The following is a 20,556-nucleotide window of genomic DNA, read 5'->3' as shown; positions in this document are numbered from 1 at the left end:
ACTTGGTGGCTACACAGGGACTTGAACCCCGGACCCCAGCATTATGAATGCTATGCTCTAACCAACTGAGCTATGTAGCCAAGTGGCGCGCATTATTCTCGGAGAACGCATATGTGTCAAGCGTTGTTGTGAAAAATAATTGCGTGCGATCAACCGGTTAGGGCTCAACCCTCGCTGAGGGTGCGTTTTTTCGGGGTTTGAGCGCATCGTCAATGTCTTCCCGTATGGCTTGAGCATGCGGCCATATAAAGAACGTTTCCAGCCTGATCTACGGTCCGGTTCTTGCTTTGTTGTGCATGAAGCGTCAATTACTGCGCCCTTTGCATGAAATACAACGCGGCGCCCGCGCTTTTCGTACCAATGTGAAGCAACACGTATCGCCATTGAAACAAGAACATGGCATTTTGCTGCTAGTGTTTTTTAAAAAAAAGGCATCGCCTCTGTTTGTGCAGATCTGGCAGGTGTTCACGGGGAGTCGCAGGACATGAACAGTCTTTTGTCACCAGGCATGCGCCTGATGGGAAATTTTGGTTTTGCTCGCAAGTTTCAGGTCTTGTTCCTGCTGTTCGTGTTGCCGCTGGTGGGGTGCGCGTGGGTCATCACCAAGGAGTACAGCAACAAGCTCGATGTCATTTCCGGAGAGCAATCAGGCGTGCGTCAACTGCTCGCGCTCGATGATCTGAACGTCGAGTTGTCCGCCCAGCGCGACCATGCCGCCCGCTGGAAAGCGGCCGACATCCTGCGCGAGCCGACTCCGGCTGCAAAAGCTGCCATGGCCAGCGTCGATGCGGGCATCCCTCGTATTGCCAAGGCGCTGGATGGCGTTCAGGCCGTATTGGTCGAGGAGAAAGCACCGGTTGATACCATGAACCGGTTCAAGGCGTTGCAAGCCGCGGTCACCGGCCTGGATACGGCGTCATTGCGCACGGTGGGCTGGTGGCCTGATGGCTATGACCGATTCACTGCAGTGCTGAATCTGGTCCAGGCACTGCGCGAGCAGATTGCCATGGACAGCGGGTTGATTCTCGACCCATGGCTTGAAACCTACATGCTCATGCAGCTCTCCACCCAGCAAGTGCCGGACCTGATCGAGCGTATCGGTCGTCTGTCGAGTGTGGGGCAGACGTCGGTGGCATCCGGTCAGTTCAGCCTGCAGAGCCGTCTGCAAATGCGTGATCTGCGTGGTCGCATCGATGATTCCAAGGATCAGATGCAAAAGGCTGCCGGCCTGCTGCTATCCAAGCTTCCCGAGCAGTTACAGCCCTGGGCCGACAAGTACGCTGCGGTAATGCAAGTGCTGGAAGCACAGCTGAAGGTGATTGATGACGGTGTTTTCGGCGGCAGTATCAAGCTAAAGCCGGAAGAGTTCGAAAACAGCATCGACGCCTTGACCGGCAGCATGGTGGATTTGCGCAGGCAGTCGCTTGAGGCGCTCAATGGACGCCTCGATTACTACCATGAGACCTCCAACACGGAGTTCATCCCGATGGCGGTGGTCTTCTGTGTTCTGGTGATCATGGCGATCTATCTGTTCGCCTGTCTGCAATCCTCGATTCGTAACAGCGCCAAAGGCATCACCACGCTGGCTGAATCCCTGCGTGACGGCAATCTGTGTGTGGAAGTGGCTGTGCAGGGCCGTGACGAACTTGCTGCCATCAGTCGCGCGCTGAATGTCGCGGTGGTGCAACTGCGTACCAGCCTGCTGGGCGTCAATCAGGAAACCGTTCGCGTCGGCGACGCCGTGCTGACGCTGAGTGCTCAGTCCAGCGGGACGCTCACCGAAGTCGAGGACCAGCAACAGCAGATCAGTCAGATCGCCGCCGCAGCCACCGAGCTGGCTGCCACTTCCCAAGGCGTGGCGAGAAGCTGTGAGCAGGCATCGGAAAGCGCCAGGCAGACGCGCCAGATTGCTCAGCAAAGCAGCCAGGACAGCCAGCGCACCACCGACAGCATCCAGCAGCTCAATCAGCGACTGACCGAAACTGCCGCCGCGCTGGGTCGGGTCAGCGAGCAGGGCCAGCAGATTCAATCGGTGGTGGATGCCATTCGCGGTATCGCCGAACAGACCAACCTGCTGGCCCTCAACGCAGCCATCGAGGCGGCACGCGCCGGTGAGCAGGGTCGCGGGTTCGCCGTGGTTGCCGATGAAGTGCGCAGCCTGTCCCAGCGCACCCAAGCCTCGACCGCTCAGATCGCCGGCACGGTCGACAGCTTGCGCTCCACCGTGACGCAGGCGGTCAACCTGATGGAAGCGGCCTGCGGGCAAGCCGTCAACGATGCGCAGTCGGTGACCGGTCTGGGCGTCCGCCTGGGCGAAATCGCCATAGCAGTGCAGGGTGTGACCGATACGCTGGCGCAGATATCGACCGCCGTGGAAGAACAGGCGACGACCGCTGATGAGGTGAGCAGCAACATCCAGCAGGTCGATCAGGCCGCAGGGCGTTTGCTGGAAGGTGCCCGCGCGGTCAATCAGGCGGCGGATACCCTGAGTCAGGGCAGTCGGGCGCTGAATGACAATACGGCGCGGTTTCGGTTGGGGTGATTGGACGGCTGGCCACGTCACACTGAAAAACCGGCGTGGTCATACACAGCCGGTTTTTTCGCATTTGTGGCCGTGATGTATGAAAGTTGGATAAACGGATGTGCATTCAATCATTTGAGGACTGACGGGAGTCGACACAAGGCGTAAAATGCGCGGTTTTTGCAGGCGAAAGGTTTCTTGAGAACGCAGCTCACCGAAAAACACCGGGCGGATGGTGACGGCTCGCTACGACGTCGAGGTTTATCCGAGGTGTCAGGCCGCTCACGCGTCGCTATTTTGATGTGCACGTACAACGGGGCTGCGTACCTCCGTGAGCAGCTCGAGTCGTTTTCCGCTCAGACCTTCCGCAATTGGGTTCTTTATGTTTCCGACGATGCGTCGACCGATGACACTCTTCGCATTTTGTCCGAATACCAGGTTCGCTGGGGTGCGGAGCGACTAGTCATTTTCAGCGGGCCGTGCAAGGGCTTTGCAGAGAACTTTGTCTCTTTGGTCAAGCGCCCTGAAATAGACGCTGATTATTTCGCGTTCAGTGACCAGGATGACGTCTGGTTCAGCGACAAGCTGGAGAGAAGCGTGGGGCGCCTTCAGCTCTTGAAGCCCGACACGCCGGCGCTTTACTGCTCCAGAACCCGGTTGGTCGATGCAGACTTGAAGGTAATCGGGGTTTCTCCGCTGTTCAAAAAAACGCCCTCTTTTAAAAACGCCCTGGTTCAGAGCCTTGCAGGCGCCAATACCATGCTGATCAATCAGGCGACCCGTGGTTTGTTGGCCAAATTGCCTGAACACGCTCCTCTGATCGCGCATGACTGGCTCACCTATCTTCTGGTGACCGGATGCGGCGGTCAGGTTTTCTATGACGCCGACCCCTGCCTCTACTATCGCCAACACCGCGGAAACCTGATCGGCGCCAATGCGAGCACTCGAGAAAGGCTGATACGATTTCGAAAGATGCTTTCAGGGCGATTTGCCGAGTGGAACGATGCCAACGTGGCGATCCTCAAGTATATGGAGTGTGTGCTCACCGAGGAAAGTCGGCACGTGCTGGGTTACTTTGAAAGCGGTCGCAGGCAGCGGTTGTTCAAACGTGTGTTCACGCTTCGAAAAGCGGGGATCTACCGGCAGACTGTACAGGGCAATTTGAGCCTGATCCTGGCGGTGTGCCTAGACAGAGTGTGAGGGAGAGCAACAAGTCCCCCTCAACCGTTACGACCATTTAATGCAAGCGGAACGAGTTTCGGCGTTTACGTAAATCAGTGAGCCTCTGTTTTATCAGGTGCCTTGTATATCTGATAAGCCGCGTTAGGTGAGTTCATGACCGCTTCAAAATGGGTGTGAATGTATTCTTCAATCCAACGATGCGAATTGGAGAATCTGAGTTCTTCTCGTCCATCCATCGCCATGTTGAAGACTAATGCGAAACCGGGATCAGCCTTCTTTATGCGTTGAATTTCAGCTCGTTGAAAAGCCTCGCTTCGAGGCGAGAGTGCGTAAATTTCCCAGAGCGGCGCATTGCGCCCCAGCAAGGGATAAGCTCCCGGCCAGAAAGGTAACACCAGTACGCTTCTGCCCGCTGGAGCATAGCGATTGGTCAGATCCCTCAGAAGATGTACCGCTTCAGCCGTGCTGGGGTCCATGGATAGGTTCGAACCGGACACCTCTACCGAGGTCCATCCGTCTTGGGTGCGAGCAAGGACCCCGGGTTGCCAAGCGGCAAGAATGAATAAACTGACGACACTCGTAAGTATGGCCAGTGCCCACTTTAAAGCTTCTGAGTGAAGTGTCCCTAGAGCAATAAAGATACCCAAGAGTAAAGGGTATATTCCCTGTGCGAGATGTCCCACGTCTGCTCGAGCGAAAGCATAGTGAGCATAAGGCAGCGTTGCGCAGGCAACGGCCACAAGTTCTGGAGGCACAGCGCGCCCCTTGATTCGCTCTTTGAATACCCACGCCATTGCACCACTTCCAAATACTATCAACCCCATGAAGCACAGTCCGATCAGGAACCATCTTGTTTCGATGACGACTCCGGCAGTACCAAAACCCACCGTCCAGGGCCAAGGTATCGGAAGAGGTAAGTTCGTATTACCCTGCTCAAGCATGAAGACAATCGTATCGATGAACGCTGTAAAGTAGCCTGGTGTAAAAAGGCACATGGCTAATACGGGAAAATAGCCAACTACTACACCTGCGGCCCAAGCCACAATGTCCGTCAAACGGTTATCGGGCGTCGGTGATTTAATTGCCAGCCAACCCATGGCTATCAGACTTGCAACAGCGGCATACACACCGTGGTTACGGCCGAACACGGCAGCGATGCCGACGATGACGCCGAGAAAAAAGTAACGTTTCGTGTTAGGACTCAACAGCAGATAAGTTAGGCTGGCGACTACGATCATCGAGAGGGACATGTCAATGATCTTATGCCGCGGATACATCCAGGCCATGAGTGTGATAGCCGCGATGCACAGATAAGCAAGTCTTCTTGTCGTGTTAAATCTTAGCGCGATGGAAATTGTCCAGAGCCCTGCATAGACACCTAGGGATGCTCCGATCAACTTGCTGCGCAGCGGCGGCGAGTCGCAATTTGCCCGGCACCCAGCGCTATTTGCTGAAAATGGCCTGATGCAGCGCGCGTTGAGGGCGTTTCCGCCCGGTTTTCCGTGTTAAACGCGCAACTCACCCATACCCATCAGCTGTTTTCGAGCCATCCACAGATTCGACAGGGCGAACAGCGTGGTCAGCTGAGCTGTGTTTTTCATCAGCCCACGAAAGCGCACTTTCACGTAGCCAAACTGACGCTTGATTACGCGAAACGGATGCTCGACCTTGGCCCGTGTCTGAGCTTTGCAGTACTCGATCTTGCGCTTGGCCTTGTAGAGCACGCTGCGTTTATTGAGCCTGGAATACGTGCTGCGCCGCGCAGCGATTTGCCAGATGACCTCACGATTTTCATGCTCTTCACGCTTCTCGACACCGGTGTATCCCGCGTCTGCATACACCGCGTTTTCTTCGCCGTGGAGCAGTTCGGCGACCTGCGTGACATCGGCCACATTGGCCGCAGTGCCATGAACATGATGAACCAGGCCCGACTCCGCATCGGCGCCGATATGCGCCTTCATCCCGAAGAAGTATTGGTTACCTTTCTTCGTCTGATGCATCTCGGGATCACGCTTTCCTTCCTCGTTCTTGGTCGAGCAAGGGGCATGAATGATGGTGGCATCGACGATGGTGCCCTGGCGCAGGGACAGGCCTTTCTCTTGCAGATAACCGTTGATGACCGCGAGGATCGCAGGGGCCAGTTGATGCTTTTCCAGCAGGTGCCGGAAGTTCATGATCGTGGTGTCTTCAGGTATCGGGGCGCTCAAGGTCAGGCGTGCAAACTGGCGCATGGGCGTGATTTCGTAGAGCGCTTCTTCCATGGCCGGGTCGCTCAGGGAGAACCAGTTCTGCAGCAGATGAATGCGCAGCATGGTTTCCAGAGGATAAGGTTTTCTGCCTCCGCCGGCCTTGGGGTAGAACGGTTCGATCAGGCCCAGTAGACCTGTCCAGGGCACGACCTGATCCATCTCGGCGAGGAAGCGTTCGCGGCGTGTCTGCTTGCGCTTACCGGCATATTCGAAATCGGAAAAGCTCATCTGGCTCATGGGCGGCTCGGATCAGGTGGTCAGGCGTATTTCAGCACATTTGAAGACTTGTTCGGAGATTCCCTAGCAGTTGAAACACTGCAACGGCTGCACGCAGGGCTACGATGCCTGTGTCACCCATAAGCGCAAAGAATCCCGCGGACCAGTAGTAGCGACCTGGGTCATAGGCCATGAAATCTCGAACTGGTACTTCTCCTTTGATGATCTGTTGAGCGCCGTACCACAGGTAGCCTTCATCCCAAAGGTTAAATCCATCATGGCCCTGCCACAGAAAATTCCCCACGACAAAAGTAGCCGATATCAATAGCAGCATAAAGCTGTTTAGGGTTCGCTCTTTTGTTGCATTGTCCATAGTTTTCGGCCTTGAAGGTATAGCTGTCGTAAGGAGGCGAAGTGCTTTCTGGTTATTTGATGACGAGCAAGACTTTAGATTGACATAGGCTAGACGAGTTTTCTCCAGGTATTTCTAAAACCACGCTGTAGCCGCCTGATTCAAATGAAGACAGGTCTGCTTTGAATGAGAATCCGGACTTCAGAAGTTTGTCGTTTTTGAATGCCTTTACCAAATCGGGACGATCAATAATGACCGGGTCTTTGAACGTGTCGGGAGCGCCTTTGTAGCCCGTCAGGCGGAGCCTGATTTCTTTGGGGGCTTCATTTTTTAATGGGTCGAAGGCCCACCCATTAAATTCAACCACCTCTCGATTGACGTAGATGCTCGCCCCTGTTTTTCCCGCGATCGAATCAATATTGCATTTGTCGAATGAATAGTGAGTGACTTTGGCATTTGGCGAGCTTGATGCATTATCCGGTTTCTTATCACACCCAGAGATGATGACTGATAGAAGGGTAAGAAAACAGATGGCCGTAAGGGTTTTGTACATGGTTTTTCCTTAGATATTGGTTTATAAACTAGCCAACTTTTTACACATCTCGAATCCTGAACGGCCAATCCAAAGCAGTTGGTACTTCTCCCTTGGGCATTGGCAGCACTGTAGACGCATCAAGGTTTTATGGTGTTGCACGCTCTTCAAGGTGAAATACAGAGTGTGTGGGATCTACGTTTAGAAGACTTGCACTACCGTGACGCGGGTCCGGCCGAAAAGGCAAGTTTTGAAAGGATAAACGTAACGGGAAGTGTCAGTGCTATTGCTGCCAATGGTGCCAACCTTGCATCCAGTTTAAGTTGTTCAACCCAACACCAAAGTATGGCCAGGCTCAAGCAATACTGGAAAGCGTATATAAGCGGCAATAAAATGACTGAACGCAGTCCCTGATGGCTCTTGAATACAAAAAAACGATTCATGAGGTAGGCTAGTAATATTCCAGACACATAAGAAATCGTATAGCTTATGTTGTAGGATAGGAACATTAACAGAACAAGGTAGAGTCCGTAGGTCAGGGCGGTGTTGAAACCGCCTGACATCAGGAATCGGGCAAAATCCTGTTTTAAGAATTTTGAAACAGCCTGATTCATCATCGTGCCATTATTCAGCGTTTGCGATTAGGGTTTTAAATTCTTCGTAATTACGAATGTAGTCCCCCGCATCGTAGTAATGCGACGCAAATACCAACAGCACGGCGTCCTGAGAATAGCGATACTGAATACCCCACGTCATCGGCGGCAGGTGGATGCCCTGATTCGGCTTGTCGAGAATAAACTCTTCACGATTGACACCATCATCCGCTACAACATGAACCGAGCCCTTCACGGCAACCAGGAATTGGTGACAGATACGGTGTGCGTGCTCGCCTCGAGTCTCGGCGGTCGGTACGTCGTAGACCAAGAAGTAACGTTCGGACTTGAAGGGTACCGAACGCTCGAATTCGCCCGCCGACAAGCTACCGCGAATATCCGCGACTTCATTCATGGTGTGCAGGGTAACGTTCTTCACCGACGTGGCGGTTACGCCTGGTGCGGCTTTTTCCGGGCGCGTCTCGCTACTGGCGTTGACAGGCTTGGCGTCCACGTAACCAATGATCTTGGCCGGGTTACCTACGACTATAGCGTTAGGCGGCACAGAGCGGGTAACGACGGCACCTGCGCCGACCATGGCGTTGATGCCGATGGTGATACCCGGAAGAATCGTGCAGTTAGCACCCAGTGAGGCACCTTTTCTGATGATGGTACGCGCGAAACTCTGTGGATAGACTTTGCTGCGTGGGAACAGGTCATTGGTAAATGTGGCGTTAGGACCGATGAAGACATCGTCTTCAATGGTAATGCCGTCCCATACCTGTACACCGCATTTCAGCGTCACCCGATCGCCGATGATAACGTCATTCTCGATGAAGACGTTGTCACAGACGTTGCATTCACTACCGAGGCTTGCGCCTGGCAGGATATGTGCGAACGCCCATACCCGCGAATCTTTCCCGATATTCTCGGACTCGCACAGCGCATGGCTGTGAACAAAGAAATCCTTACCGCTGCTCATGTGTTTCTCCAAATCCCTCGATCCGCATCGGGATGGCCAAGGGCCTATTCTTTGTATTTTCGTAAGTGCGCCATGCATAAGAGCCGACGATGCCCAATCCCAGCAGGTTCAAACAGCCGAGGAATGTGATGGCCAGCATGATCATTGCGTAGCCGGGTACTTCAATTCTGCCTTCGAGCTTGGCGATCAGTGTGAACACACCGAACAGCGCTGCAAATGTAGAGCCGAACGCGCCGACGCGGGTCAATATACGTATAGGCATATCCGTGAAGGAGAATACGCTGTCCATCAGGTAATTGACTTTTTTACGCAGTGTCCACGCAGACGTACCGTGAACCCGTTCCTGCCGGGTATAGGTAACTACTTCGCGACGATAGCCCATCCAGAATATCTGCGCGATGAGAGAGCTGTGACGCTCTTCAAGGGTCAGCAGAGTATCCCGAAAAGCCTTGTTGCAGGCGAACATATCGACGCCGCCTGGCGGGATTTCAGGAATGACATAGCGACGATAAAATCCCCAGAAAATCTTTGAAGCCGTACGTGTTGCCCATGGGTCCTGACGACCCTCACGTACACCAACCACAACGTCGATATCGCCGCGCATCAGTACCGTGTTCATCTCCAGAACCAGTTCCGGCGGCTCCTGAAGATCTGCAGCCATTACCGCAAAACGGTCGCCACTGCCATGCTGCAGACCCGTACGGATCGCCATGAATGATCCAAAGTTTCTGGACAGCAGAATCAGCTTGGACTTGAACGATTGTGACGGCAGTTGTTCCCTGAGTATTTCGTAACAGCGATCAGGGCTGCCGTCCACAACGAACACGACCTCCAGGTCGTGTCCGAGCTGCTCATCAAGCGCCGTCACAGCAACGAGCAAGTCGGGCAGATTGCTCTCATTACGATAGACGGGAATGACCAACGTCAGCAAAATCATATCTCCTTGGAAAAGTGCGCAGTGACCGCAGCGATGACGCGATCAACCTCGTCGTCACTGAGGCCTGGGAAGCAGGGCAGGGAGATGACGGTATCACATGTACGCTCGGTTACGTCCAGAGCCACGGAAGGGGCTGCCGAGTAAGCCGGCTGCTTATGGTCGGCAATCGGGTAGTGGATATCTGTGCTGATGGACTTCTCTTTAAGCGCCGCGGCAAGTGCAGTTCTGTCTTTCGCACGAATCACATACAAGTGCGCAACGTAGTCTTCCGACACCGAGCATGGAAGTTCAATGTCCAGACCGGCAAACGCTTCGTTGTAACGCTTGGCAATGGAGCGGCGCTGTTCGTTCCAGGTGTCCAGATGAGGCAACTTGACGCGCAAGATTGCAGCTTGCATCTCGTCGAGCCGGCTATTGCGACCGCCCGGGATGGCAATGCGGTACTTCTGGTCCCAGCCATACTGGCGAAGCTGGCGAATGCGTGCTGCCAGAGCGTCATCCCCGGTAACCACTGCGCCACCGTCACCTAACGCGCCCAGATTCTTGGTGGGGTAAAAGCTGAAGCAGGCTATGGTGCCAAAGCTACCCGCTTGCTTGCCACTGCGTCGTGCGCCGTGCGACTGAGCGCAGTCTTCAAGAACGGGAATACCTGCTGCGGAAGCGATTTGTACGATCTCTTCGATATTCGCCAACTGACCGTACAAATGCGTAACGATGATAGCCGCCGGCTTTTCCTTAGCAATCACAGTTTCCAGAGAGTTTTTGCAAAGGGTCAATGTTGCAGGATCGACATCTGCGTAAACAGGCACTGCGCCTACTGCGTGGATGGCAGTGCTGCCATAGAAGCCGGCGTTCGCTACGGCGACTACGCGGTCACCGACGACGATGCCCAAACCCTTGAGTGCAAGCTCCAGTGCGTCGGAGCCGTTGGCCACGCTAATGCAGTGTTGCACACCGACATACGCTGCGAACTCTTCTTCGAAAAGCTTTACCTCATTACCCAAAACGTACCAGTGGCTGTCCAGAACAGCCTTTAAAGGCGTGGTGAAGTCGAGTCCGGCGTTGGCTTTGGTAGCTGAGAAAAGGGGAATATTTTCCATTGGAATTTCCATAATCAGTAAGACGAACGACTGATGAACTCGCACACATCAGGCATGGCGAAAACTTTGAAGGTTGAGCTGACAGTATAAAGTTTCAAATCACATTTGTCGGGGCTTGACAAAGCAGGAACAGTGCCTTCATAGCCGCTGCGAAGGGCCGACTTGTTGCCCAACGCTGCAGCGACATCCGGTCGCTTGCCCTCGACTCTGAGTGCGCCCACAATTTTTCCAGCTTCTACAGCAATGATGTACTCAGGCAAGCCGTCTGTCTGTGGAGGAACACTCCATCCCCTAAGTATCCAGCCTTCTGAAGTTTTGCGCACTTCGTCGAGGGTGCCCATTGCGCGGACCTGTTCCAAGGGGGCTTTCAGGAAAAACTCCCCATTATTCAACGACAGCCGGTTTGCCAACTGCGCTGCACTGAGGCTGTCGGTAGCCGGTTTTCTGGACGTATTACTTTCTATAACAGCTTCGGTCACTGACTTTCCGATGGCCGATTTCTGGATGTTGCTCGAGCTAAGCGTGTTTTCTTTCCAGGCCACCATATTTGTCCAGGCCATCCATATCACCACTGCGATGAGGCACTTCATGTGAAACTGGCTTAACCTGGCATTTCTAACAGACGAAGTAGCGTTTCTGGCACGAGCTCTGCTCATGGTTGCGAAAGCAATGAGCAGCGTCAGAAAAGGAATTGTCACGAACAGATATCGACCTTGCGGTTGAGGCAAGGAGTTCTGAGAGGCCAGCATACTGAGCAAAATAATTGACGGGAACAGACCCAGTATCATGATCAGCGGCAGCAGAAAATTCAGAAGAAATACCGACTTGCTATCACGTGAATAAATACGAGCTGTCTGTATCGTTGCCATGATGACAATCGAGATGAACAATACTGCCGCGCCCATGTAATAGGTCGATGGTAAAAATATATTCATCCAGCCGGTGGTCGAAAAGTAGCTAGTCAATGTGAGGTTGAGCCACGGAATGACATTCTCCATGTTTAACAGATGCCCCGAGCACCGGATATAACAGGTCCCAAAGCCTGCAGCAGGGTTATTTTTATGCAGGGCAACAAAGTCGATCTGCCCGGAGATTCCGGAGATCTCCCCAAATTTAAGATAGGTAACAAGCAGCATGGGCACTGAAACAATTACGGCAGCTGTTAGCATCGGCACAACGCGCTGTTTCAGAATTTTGTCTCTGAAAAAATGCTGCGCAGCGAGCATCACCACGACGAAAACCAAGGCAGGCAGCAAGTACAACTTCGCTAGAAACATCAGCCCTATCGCGCCGCCTAGCCATACGGCGGTCAATTTATTCGGTGCTTTCAGAAAACCCAGCAGCGCACTGATAAGCAGTGCAACGCTCATCAGTCCGTAGGCGTCACTGTTGAAATAAGAAAAAACAAAGGAGACCTGCGGTATCAGTGAGATGATCAGCGCTGCAAGGGCAGCTGCTTTTTTCGACATGCCTGCCCGATTTGCGATACGGAACAAGGCGCAGATAAATACTGCGCCCAGTATCCAGTTAAAGCATCTTCCAGCCAGATAGCCCAGATCGCTCGGTAACATCCAGCTCAAACTATATGAACTGATCAGTGCACCAATTACGTGCGGGAATGGCAGGCCGTGATACCAGAACTCACCTGGTTGCCAAGTGTATCCCGAGATACCTCCTGTAAACGCTTGAGTCGGCGCACTGGCTGCTGGCAGGGAATGGAATGATTTCAAGTATTCTAGTAAAAAGAAGTGCGTTGACTCATCAGGTGCACCGTTAAAGGCAATTCCCGCCGACCAAACCGCCAGAAGGATAAAGTAGGTAACGGCCAGCACTCGTTGGTAACGAGTGCTGGACCAGCCTGTTTGATGATCTGAATGATTAGTTTCAAACACGGGCGACCCTTAAGGCTGCAGAAAATGTCACAGCGCTGTATTGAATGTTTTCGGCGACTGCGATCAATTTTTAAACCTTGGAGGCCAAGCCAGACCGAAATCTTCGTGGTCCAGGGTTAAGTTCGGGTTATAGGAGTAGTCCACTTGGATGTTCGGCCAGCGATTTTTGATGTAGCGAATCTCATGCCCAAATCGTTCCTGTTTCTGAGGCGTGTCTTCCAGACCGCGTGTCGCCGATTCATGGTGGTACAACTCAGAGAACGGTGTCCAGACGTTGAGATACCCAGCTTCCTGAACCCGTAAGCAGAAGTCCACGTCATTGAATGCTATCTTCAAGTGCTGCTCATCCAGCCCGCCTACCTCATCAAAAATTGACTTTTTAATGATCAGACATGCGGCCGTGACCGCCGAAAACTCCTGAATTAGCTCCGCTCTACAGAAATAGCCATGTGCACCTTTTGGAAGATACTTGTGTGCGTGGCCGGCAACGCCACCTATGCCCACCACAACACCGCCATGTTGTAGTCTATTGTCTGGATACCAGAGCCTTGCGCCTACTGCACCGACCTTCGGCTGCAACGCAATTGAAACCATCTCGCTGAGCCACTCAGGTGTGATCACCTCGATATCGTTGTTGATGAGACCAATCAGCTCACCTTTGGCGATACGCACAGCACCGTTATTGAGCGCAGAGTAGTTAAACGGTCCATCGTCTCGAAGTACGCGAATGTTTTCTTCCTGATCGATTTGAGCAAAGTATTCAAGCGATTCGGGATCGTCAGAACCGTTATCAATCAGAATTATTTCGTAATTTTTGTACGTTGTAAGGCTTTTGATGCTGTCGATACACTGCTTGACCAATGCGTAAGCATTTCTTGTCGGTATGACAAGTGATACAAGAGGCAGCGTTGTCGGCAGGTTATAGTGCACACGGTACTGACCTGTAGGTAGCAACTCTGTCGAGCCAATCCTACCTTGACGTTCCAAATGCTCATCAAGAGCTTTAACTCCCGCCAATGCAGCATAAGGCTTTTCGTCTCCAGCCATGGCTGTACTGCCAGCGTGTATCCGCCAATGATAAAGCACTCGAGGAATATGAATAATCTGGTCGCGTTTAAGTTTTTCTATGCAACGTAAGGCGAGGTCATAATCCTGAGCACCCTCGAAGCCTACGCGGAACTGCCCGACCTCATTGACGAGATCACGACGATAGGCTCCAAGGTGACAAACCATATTTTGCGAACGAAACAGAAACTCGTTCCAGTCTGACTTGAAGTAGGGCGAGCTGCGGTTGCCTTCGGTATCAATCTTGTCCTCGTCCGAGTAGATCAATCCTGCATCCGGGTTTTCGCGAATGGTGCGAGCAATCCAGTAAAGCGCATGAGCAGGGAGAAGGTCATCATTGTCCATTAACGCAACAAAAAGACCTTTAGCGACGCCCAGTGCCGAGTTGCTTGCCTGCGAGATGTGACCATTGCTACCCCGGAAAACAACTTTGATGCGTTTGTCTTGCGCCTTCAAAGATTTCAGGTACTCGATCACTGCAGGGTTTGTCGATGCATCGTCAGCGAGACATAGTTCCCAATTGGTATAGAGCTGTGATCGCACGCTGTCCACTGCTTCACGCAGAAGATCCAGTGGTGGGTTATACACTGGCATGATGATGGAAATGAGCGGGTACTCAACCCAGCGGTTCATGTGCTCGTTGATACGATTGATTTCGGCTTCGCCCAACGTGTCGTAATATTGGACCCATCGAGAATAATCGTGTCGATCAGGCACTTCACGCGTCTCGCTTCCGACGAACGCATGTTGAGCTTCACCTTGAACCCAGCGAGCCTGTGCGATGACACCTGCGAGTCCCCTGAGACGCCACACTTGATAGGCCTTCTTCGCTGTACTGGAAAGTCCGCCTCCTCGCTGAACAATCAGTGGAATCGACGCAGTAAGACGTTTTGCACGGAAAAATGACCTGGTTATCTTCCTCAGCGGGGCAGTGACTTTCCAACTGTACGAAGATTGCATCGCGATGATATGCAGGTTCAAGTTGTGAACATGCGTATCTTTGTCCACGAGTGCCAGACGGTGATTTTCCTGAGCTGCCAAAATCGCAATTTCAAGCTCTGTTAGCTTGGCATTATGCTTTTCTTGCGCCTCTCGGGTAGCGGCATCAATATCCGCTAACGCCTGACGGTGCTCAGCCTGAATCTGAAGGTTTGCCGTCTCAAGATTTTCCATAGCAACACGGTGGTTTTCTTGAATGGCCAGATTTTCAGCCTCCCGTTCCTCCTGCGCGATTCGATGGCTTTTCTGAGAGGCAAGCTGTGCAGCTTCGAATTCCTCAAGAGCCAATCGGTGATTCTCTTTGGCTGCTTGGTGCGCAGCTTCAAGCTCTTCGAGGGCTAATCGATGCTTGTCTTGCACCGCCAGATTCTCAGCCTTGAGCTCTTCCAGAGCGTCGCGATGATTTTCCTCTACCGCAAGGTTCGCTACCTCGGCGGCGTCTAAAGCTGAGCGGTCTTTAAGATTCAATTCCGATATAGACCCAAGCGCTAGCTTGAGCTCCTCTTCCTGTTGAAGGAGTCGCTCAGCGACCTGAGCTTCCGTAAATAATGTGAACGTAATCTGTATTTTGAACGACTTCCCAGCTAATAGCGAATTGAGATCAACCGGAAGCACGAGGTGCGGGTCATCATCCAATGCCATGAACATTGTGCTATCGTTCACGTCGTTAACGAATTTGGTCGTACCCGCAGAGTCTAGAGGTGCGCTGGCACTGTCACGCCATGACCATGCTTCCGAATTGGCGTCATAAATAGTGATTGCGTCTACCGAAAAGGATTGACGAATATTGGTTGGATCAAAGCGAAGTGCTGCACATCGGTAGGTCGCTGGAACTGTAAACACTAAGGTCTGACGCCCATCGTGTACAAATTGACTTATCGTACGCTCTTCTCTGAAACCGCCCTCTGCATCACCTATATAGAGCGTCGCGACTCTAGGCGTTTTGTCTCCCAAGGATCCCATTTTCTGAATGGTCGCTTCTGGTGACCAATTAAGAAAGCTCACAGCTTCGCGGCCGGTGACTTTTTCTTGAAACATGGCTTCTAGTAGCGCGTAGCGGTTCAGATCCTGCTCTTTGATCTCAAGGCCCACGCTGCCAATCAACTCAAGAATAAAATCACGTCTGTTGATCATGGTCGTGCTTGGGTAGAAGGGTACTTTATTCGCTATCAGTAGCAGCAGGCCCCGCATTAGCAGATGGCCGAGTTCGACGCCTGCCTTCATCTCCCATTCTATATCTATGAGGTGTGGGTTGCCTTCACTATCAATAATTATGTTTTGTGCAACTGCGTCAATATAGTGACCAGGTAAACGAACGTCTATATTGTCCAGTTCAGTAGTGCTTTCTTCAGCAGCCAAGAGCTGGCTTAGGCAATCAATATAGGTCGTCAGAAAAGGCGTGAACGTTTCAACTGACCAGTCTTTCGTTGTTGAGGCTTCAAGAAATTGTAGGCTGAGCAAGTTGCCTTTTGCGTAGCCTTGAGCTGCAGGAAGGATGAATCTGAACGGGGCATCACTGTCGTCTACCGCTTCGATAGTGCTTAGACGTTGGTATTGGACTTCGATGCCTTCGCTGGTGTCGACGAAAACCGTTGCCTTGCAGTACTCTGCATTGCGCCCTGTACTGTAGTGATACGCCAGGACATTGCTAGGGACTGCGTCGTACGGCTGGCATGAAGCGACGACCATAAACGAATTCGCGAGGTCCATGCCCAGATGATTCTCGATCACCACCGGCCAAGCTTTTTCGAGGTTAAATGTGGTGATCGATGGTAACTGTGGATCTTTCCGAGTGTTCTGGCAGGCCAGTGCAGCAGCGTCAAAATTATTGGCTTTGAAACCGTTCTCTGTGATCAGAGAATTGGGGATTTTGTAGTCCGGATAAGGCGATAAAAAGCTTGATGAAGCAAAGCCGGCGAGGGCTACTAACTGATCAAGGCCTTTGCGGCCGAATGTCTTAGGCTGGCGGCCGACATACCGGCCCTCAATACCGTACATGGCGACACCAACGTGATCCTCGGGCGCGCCGGCAAAATATTTCAGGCCAAGTTGGTTCTCAATGGCAATAAACAGATACCCGTCGGGTTTGAGCAGCTTTTTAACCCGTTTTAGCATCCCAAGTGCAGGATCTTCGTCATTGCTGAACATGCTGGCGTATTCGAGTACACCTATGAGCGTTACTACGTCGAATTGCTGATCAATCTTCAGGTCATCGAATCGTTCAGCAAGCACCGTGACATTATCCAGATCACGTGTTCTGCTCGCTGCGATTGCAGCTCGGCGCGGGCTACCTTCCAGCGCGAGCACGTTAGCACCCACCTCACCGAGGTAGCGGCTGATCGCACCGCAACCCGCACCGATTTCGAGAACTGATTTACCTTTTAGAAGGTGCTCGAACGGGCGAAAGATATTTCCGCGAGTGGAGCTAAGGTGATAGAGCTTTGGCCAGTCGGTACAGTAATGCGGAAGCTCGCTCGACAGCACTGAGACATCGCTTGCATCACGAACGATCTTCGCCAGCTCATTTTCCGAGCTATCGCCGTCACTGTAGGCGATGCCCTGATAATCAGTCCGAACCCATACAGATGTATCTGTATCACGGAGGTAGCCACATCTATCAAGCTCAAACATCAACAAGTACCGGTTCAATTTCCATGGAGGCCCCCAGGTCTATCAAGCCCAGGAGCTTCGGAGTAGGTTCTACGACGAAATGTATCGAATCATAGCGTCGGTCGTGAGGCACGATATCTTCGCTTTGCCGAGAGGCGATGCCGATGGAAATGAAGTAATCACCGGTCGCCAGCGCGTTTCTGAATTTCACGCGCGCTTTTGCCTGTTTGCCAGCGCTGCCTATCAGGCCTGTGCCCTCGCAATCCTGCATGTAAGAGTTGGTGCCATAAACGGTCACACCCTCTTTGGTCTTGATCGTAAAGCCGATAATCGGGTTGACCACGGTGCGATTGAATTGCAATGCCAGATCAATGACGATGTCCTCACCGGACTCGACACTGTTGGGAAACTCTCGTCCCGATGCACTCAGATGGAAGTCGAGCAGTGTTGCAGCTCCATCCCCCCAACGGTACTCATGGGGATTGTAACCAGGCCTGCTGGCGTACACGTCTTCGTCAAAACGCAGCGCTATCTTGTCGGTCTGGACTGGGGCGGTTTCCACTCGCTCTGCTTCGGCGAGATCCAGGCTCTTGTCGGTAATAGGGCTCTTCTCACGCCCGAACAGAAGGTCGGTGTAGCGGTTGATGACCGGGCGCGATTCCCCAATCATCTCGATCCTGCTCTTTTCCAGCAAAATGGCGCGATTGCAGTGGGTGACCACTTGCTCGCTGGAATGAGTGACGAGCAAGATGCTGGTGCCATTTTCTTTCAGCTGCCTGAGGCGCTCAAAGCACTTGGCCTGAAATCGGGCATCACCAACGGAAAGTGCCTCATCGACGACAAGGATTTCCGGATCGACCTGAGCCTGAACCGCGAATGCCAGGCGTACGGCCATGCCGCTTGAGTAGGACTTGACCGGCTGATCAAGGAACTCGCCTATGTCGGCAAAGCCGGCGATCGCATCAAAGCGCTCGTCCACTTCGTCACGCGTCAGCCCAAGGACAGCAGCGTTCAGATAAACGTTTTCACGGCCGGTAAACTCGGGGTTGAAGCCGGAACCGAGCTCCAGCAAGGCCGCCACCCGGCCACGTGTGTGAATCTCGCCCACAGTCGGGTTCAGTGTTCCGCAGATGATCTGCAGCAAGGTTGACTTGCCGGAACCATTACGGCCGACGATGCCGACTGTTTCGCCTTTGGCAACATTGAAGCTGACGTCGCGTAACGCCCAGAACTCTTTACCGTAGGTGGTAGTGGTTTCCTGCCCAGACCAGCGCTGAAGCCTTGGCACTAGCGCTTGCTTCAAGCGGTCATGAGGTTTGTCGTAGGTGTAAAAACACTTCGAGACGTTTTGTACGCTGATAACCGGTTGATCAGATGACATCAGCGAATCCTTTACGTGTTTTTTGGAAAAACCAGAACCCCATGACAGCAATTACTGCGCCAATCACAATGGCGATACCCAGGCTGTCCCAATGGGGAAGGTTGCCGAACAGCAGCACGCTGCGGCTTTCTTCGATAATGTAGGTAAGCGGGTTCATCTGCAGCCAAGGGCGATAGACTTCAGGAAGCGCCGCTACCGGGTAAAGAACCGGTGACAGAAACAGCAGGACGGTTGTCAGAACCGTGATGACCTGCGCGACGTCGCGCAAGTACACGCCGAGGGATGCGAGAAACCAGCTGATACCCAGCGTGCCCAGAATCAGCGGCACCAGAATCAGCGGGAACAACAGCGCCGTCCAGAAAAGCGTGTGCGAGATCAGAAGTTGTGCCATCACCAGCACTATCAGGCTGATGCAACTGTGAAAGAGCGCCGAACCCAAGGTGATAACCGGCAGAATTTCCAGGGGAAACACCACCTTCTTGACGTAATTGCTGTTACTCATTACCAGAGAAGGTGCCCTGTTGGCGCACTCTGCAAACAAACCATGCACGATCATCCCGACGAACAGCAGAATAGCGAAGCCGCCTTTGCCGGTGTCGACGCCTACCCAACGTGCGCTGAAGATTTCGGAGAATACGAAGGTATATACCGCCAGCATCAACACCGGATTGAAGAATGACCACGCCAGGCCCATCACTGAGCCGCGGTAGCGACCAATGACTTCTCGCTTGGTCATTTGCGAGATCAATGAGCGGTTGGTCCACAGACTGCTGACGAGCCGTAAAGGGCCCGCCGAAGGGGTTTTATGAGGGTTCATTAAGCGAACACCTCGGCGTTTTCGAATGCCACGGCTTTCTGATCTTTGGCGGACAGGGAGGGCGCTTCGCCGAATGGCCAGTCAATGCCCACGGTGGCGTCGTTCCAGGCAAGGCTGCGCTCATGTTCCGGCGCCCAGTAATCGGTGGTCTTGTAAAGGAACTCGGCGTTTTCGGACAGTACGACGAAGCCGTGCGCAAAGCCTTCCGGAATCCACAGTTGTTTTTTGTTTTCGGCGGTGAGATGCATCCCCACCCACTTGCCGAAGGTCGGGGAGCTCTTGCGCAGGTCGACCGCGACATCAAAGACTTCTCCCACGGTTACCCGGACGAGCTTGGCCTGCGGCTGTTGAATTTGATAATGCAAACCGCGAAGAACGCCTTTCACCGAGCGGGAGTGGTTGTCCTGAACGAACGTTACAGTCCGCCCAACGACCTCTTCGAATGCCTTCTGGTTGAAGCTTTCAAAGAAAAAGCCGCGATCGTCGCCGAAGGTCTTGGGCTCGAATACGATGACGTCTGGAATGGCGAGGCGTGTTGCATTCATAGGTAACGTATCTCCGGGATGCTCATCAGGGTCTGCTCATATGGCCCTGGCTGGGGCAGGCGTGTGTTGAAAAACGCCTGCGCCATGGAATTTGATTGCGCCACTAAAACGCGTTTTACGATGTCGAGGCTCATGGGCGTCGGATGCGCCATAGACTGTCCACCTGGGCGGAAGATGTCTGCGCTGGATAAGGGGGTAGGTCTGTTAATACTGAAGGGCGCGGGGCATGCATCGTCTATTTTTGGTTTTCCGATGTAGGTTCCGACGATGAGCAACACTAGGTCTTCATTGCAGGACGGTTTTACGAATTGAAGCGCGTCCGGTATCTGAGCTCATGGCCGTGTGGGTGACTCGAGTCCCGTCATCCCTGGTTGGGCGGTACAAGTGACCCCACCTTCCGAGGCTGGTTCCGTTCAGCCCGGTTACACTGGCTTCTTTGCGCTTTTGATACCGAAAACAAAGGCCAGCACATTAACATAAGCCGCCGCTTGAGAACATTCGGCGCCCTGCGAAATTAAGCGGTTTCGGTGCGCTGACTGATAGCTGCGGTGCAGCGTCCAACGCCCTCTCTAGTTTGGGTGTA

15 protein-coding genes and 1 tRNA gene are annotated in these 20,556 nt (G+C 53.0%); 2 read left to right on the top strand and 14 right to left on the bottom strand.

The features are described from left to right. Positions 1–3 precede the first annotated feature (3 nt). A tRNA-Met gene (locus JOE33_RS09590) sits at positions 4–80 on the bottom strand. A 404-nt stretch (positions 81–484) separates the two neighbouring features. Here JOE33_RS09590 and JOE33_RS09585 point away from each other — a divergent pair. After that, positions 485–2,542: a methyl-accepting chemotaxis protein gene (locus JOE33_RS09585; RefSeq protein ID WP_187626081.1), complete on the top strand. Its 2,058-nt coding sequence runs from the start codon at positions 485–487 to the stop codon at positions 2,540–2,542. A gap of 177 nt (positions 2,543–2,719) precedes the next feature. Then, a complete protein-coding gene (locus JOE33_RS09580; protein WP_274603195.1) occupies positions 2,720–3,721 on the top strand; it encodes a glycosyltransferase family 2 protein in 1,002 nt (333 codons plus the stop codon). A 74-nt stretch (positions 3,722–3,795) separates the two neighbouring features. On the opposite strand, the gene JOE33_RS09575 is transcribed toward JOE33_RS09580, so the two are convergent. The 13 genes from JOE33_RS09575 to rfbC all read right to left on the bottom strand — a co-directional run bounded on the left by JOE33_RS09575 (position 3,796) and on the right by rfbC (position 19,973). Beyond that, on the bottom strand, positions 3,796–4,941 hold the full coding sequence (locus tag JOE33_RS09575; RefSeq protein WP_245227882.1) for a hypothetical protein: 1,146 nt from the start codon (positions 4,939–4,941) through the stop codon (positions 3,796–3,798). A gap of 267 nt (positions 4,942–5,208) precedes the next feature. Next, entirely contained in the window at positions 5,209–6,189 is a 981-nt protein-coding gene (locus JOE33_RS09570) for an IS5 family transposase (RefSeq protein ID WP_105223850.1), read from the bottom strand. A gap of 31 nt (positions 6,190–6,220) precedes the next feature. Further along, positions 6,221–6,541, bottom strand: a complete 321-nt coding sequence (locus JOE33_RS09565; protein ID WP_245227880.1) for a hypothetical protein — start codon at positions 6,539–6,541, stop codon at positions 6,221–6,223. A gap of 52 nt (positions 6,542–6,593) precedes the next feature. After that, entirely contained in the window at positions 6,594–7,073 is a 480-nt protein-coding gene (locus JOE33_RS09560; protein WP_187625179.1) for a hypothetical protein, read from the bottom strand. A 194-nt stretch (positions 7,074–7,267) separates the two neighbouring features. After that, the gene (locus JOE33_RS09555) at positions 7,268–7,669 is read right to left on the bottom strand and encodes a GtrA family protein (RefSeq protein WP_187625178.1); all 402 of its coding nucleotides are present in this window, start codon (positions 7,667–7,669) and stop codon (positions 7,268–7,270) included. Between the two features lie 7 nt (positions 7,670–7,676). Further along, positions 7,677–8,627 (bottom strand): WxcM-like domain-containing protein, encoded by a 951-nt coding sequence (locus JOE33_RS25990; protein WP_187625177.1) that lies wholly within the window; start codon positions 8,625–8,627, stop codon positions 7,677–7,679. After that, positions 8,614–9,564, bottom strand: coding sequence for a glycosyltransferase family 2 protein (locus tag JOE33_RS09545; RefSeq protein WP_003365662.1), 951 nt, complete (start codon positions 9,562–9,564; stop codon positions 8,614–8,616). The genes JOE33_RS25990 and JOE33_RS09545 overlap by 14 nt, the downstream gene beginning before the upstream one ends. After that, on the bottom strand, positions 9,561–10,664 hold the full coding sequence (locus tag JOE33_RS09540; RefSeq protein ID WP_003365660.1) for a DegT/DnrJ/EryC1/StrS family aminotransferase: 1,104 nt from the start codon (positions 10,662–10,664) through the stop codon (positions 9,561–9,563). The genes JOE33_RS09545 and JOE33_RS09540 overlap by 4 nt, the downstream gene beginning before the upstream one ends. Positions 10,665–10,678: 14 nt before the next feature. After that, positions 10,679–12,556, bottom strand: coding sequence for a glycosyltransferase family 39 protein (locus JOE33_RS09535; RefSeq protein ID WP_187625176.1), 1,878 nt, complete (start codon positions 12,554–12,556; stop codon positions 10,679–10,681). Between the two features lie 63 nt (positions 12,557–12,619). Next, positions 12,620–17,251: a glycosyltransferase gene (locus tag JOE33_RS09530; protein ID WP_187625175.1), complete on the bottom strand. Its 4,632-nt coding sequence runs from the start codon at positions 17,249–17,251 to the stop codon at positions 12,620–12,622. Further along, a complete protein-coding gene (locus JOE33_RS09525) occupies positions 17,244–18,611 on the bottom strand; it encodes an ABC transporter ATP-binding protein (protein WP_096129837.1) in 1,368 nt (455 codons plus the stop codon). The genes JOE33_RS09530 and JOE33_RS09525 overlap by 8 nt, the downstream gene beginning before the upstream one ends. Next, positions 18,601–19,428, bottom strand: coding sequence for an ABC transporter permease (locus tag JOE33_RS09520; RefSeq protein WP_054992428.1), 828 nt, complete (start codon positions 19,426–19,428; stop codon positions 18,601–18,603). Before JOE33_RS09520 ends, JOE33_RS09525 begins: the two co-directional genes overlap by 11 nt. Beyond that, positions 19,428–19,973: a dTDP-4-dehydrorhamnose 3,5-epimerase gene (rfbC, locus tag JOE33_RS09515; protein ID WP_054992427.1), complete on the bottom strand. Its 546-nt coding sequence runs from the start codon at positions 19,971–19,973 to the stop codon at positions 19,428–19,430. Before rfbC ends, JOE33_RS09520 begins: the two co-directional genes overlap by 1 nt. Between the last annotated feature and the right edge of the window lie 583 nt (positions 19,974–20,556).

This window comes from Pseudomonas sp. PvP027, assembly GCF_017833005.1.
Classification (GTDB): domain Bacteria; phylum Pseudomonadota; class Gammaproteobacteria; order Pseudomonadales; family Pseudomonadaceae; genus Aquipseudomonas; species Aquipseudomonas congelans.
The sequence above is the reverse complement of the archived record's forward strand: the minus strand, read 5'-3'. Positions and strand labels throughout refer to the sequence as shown.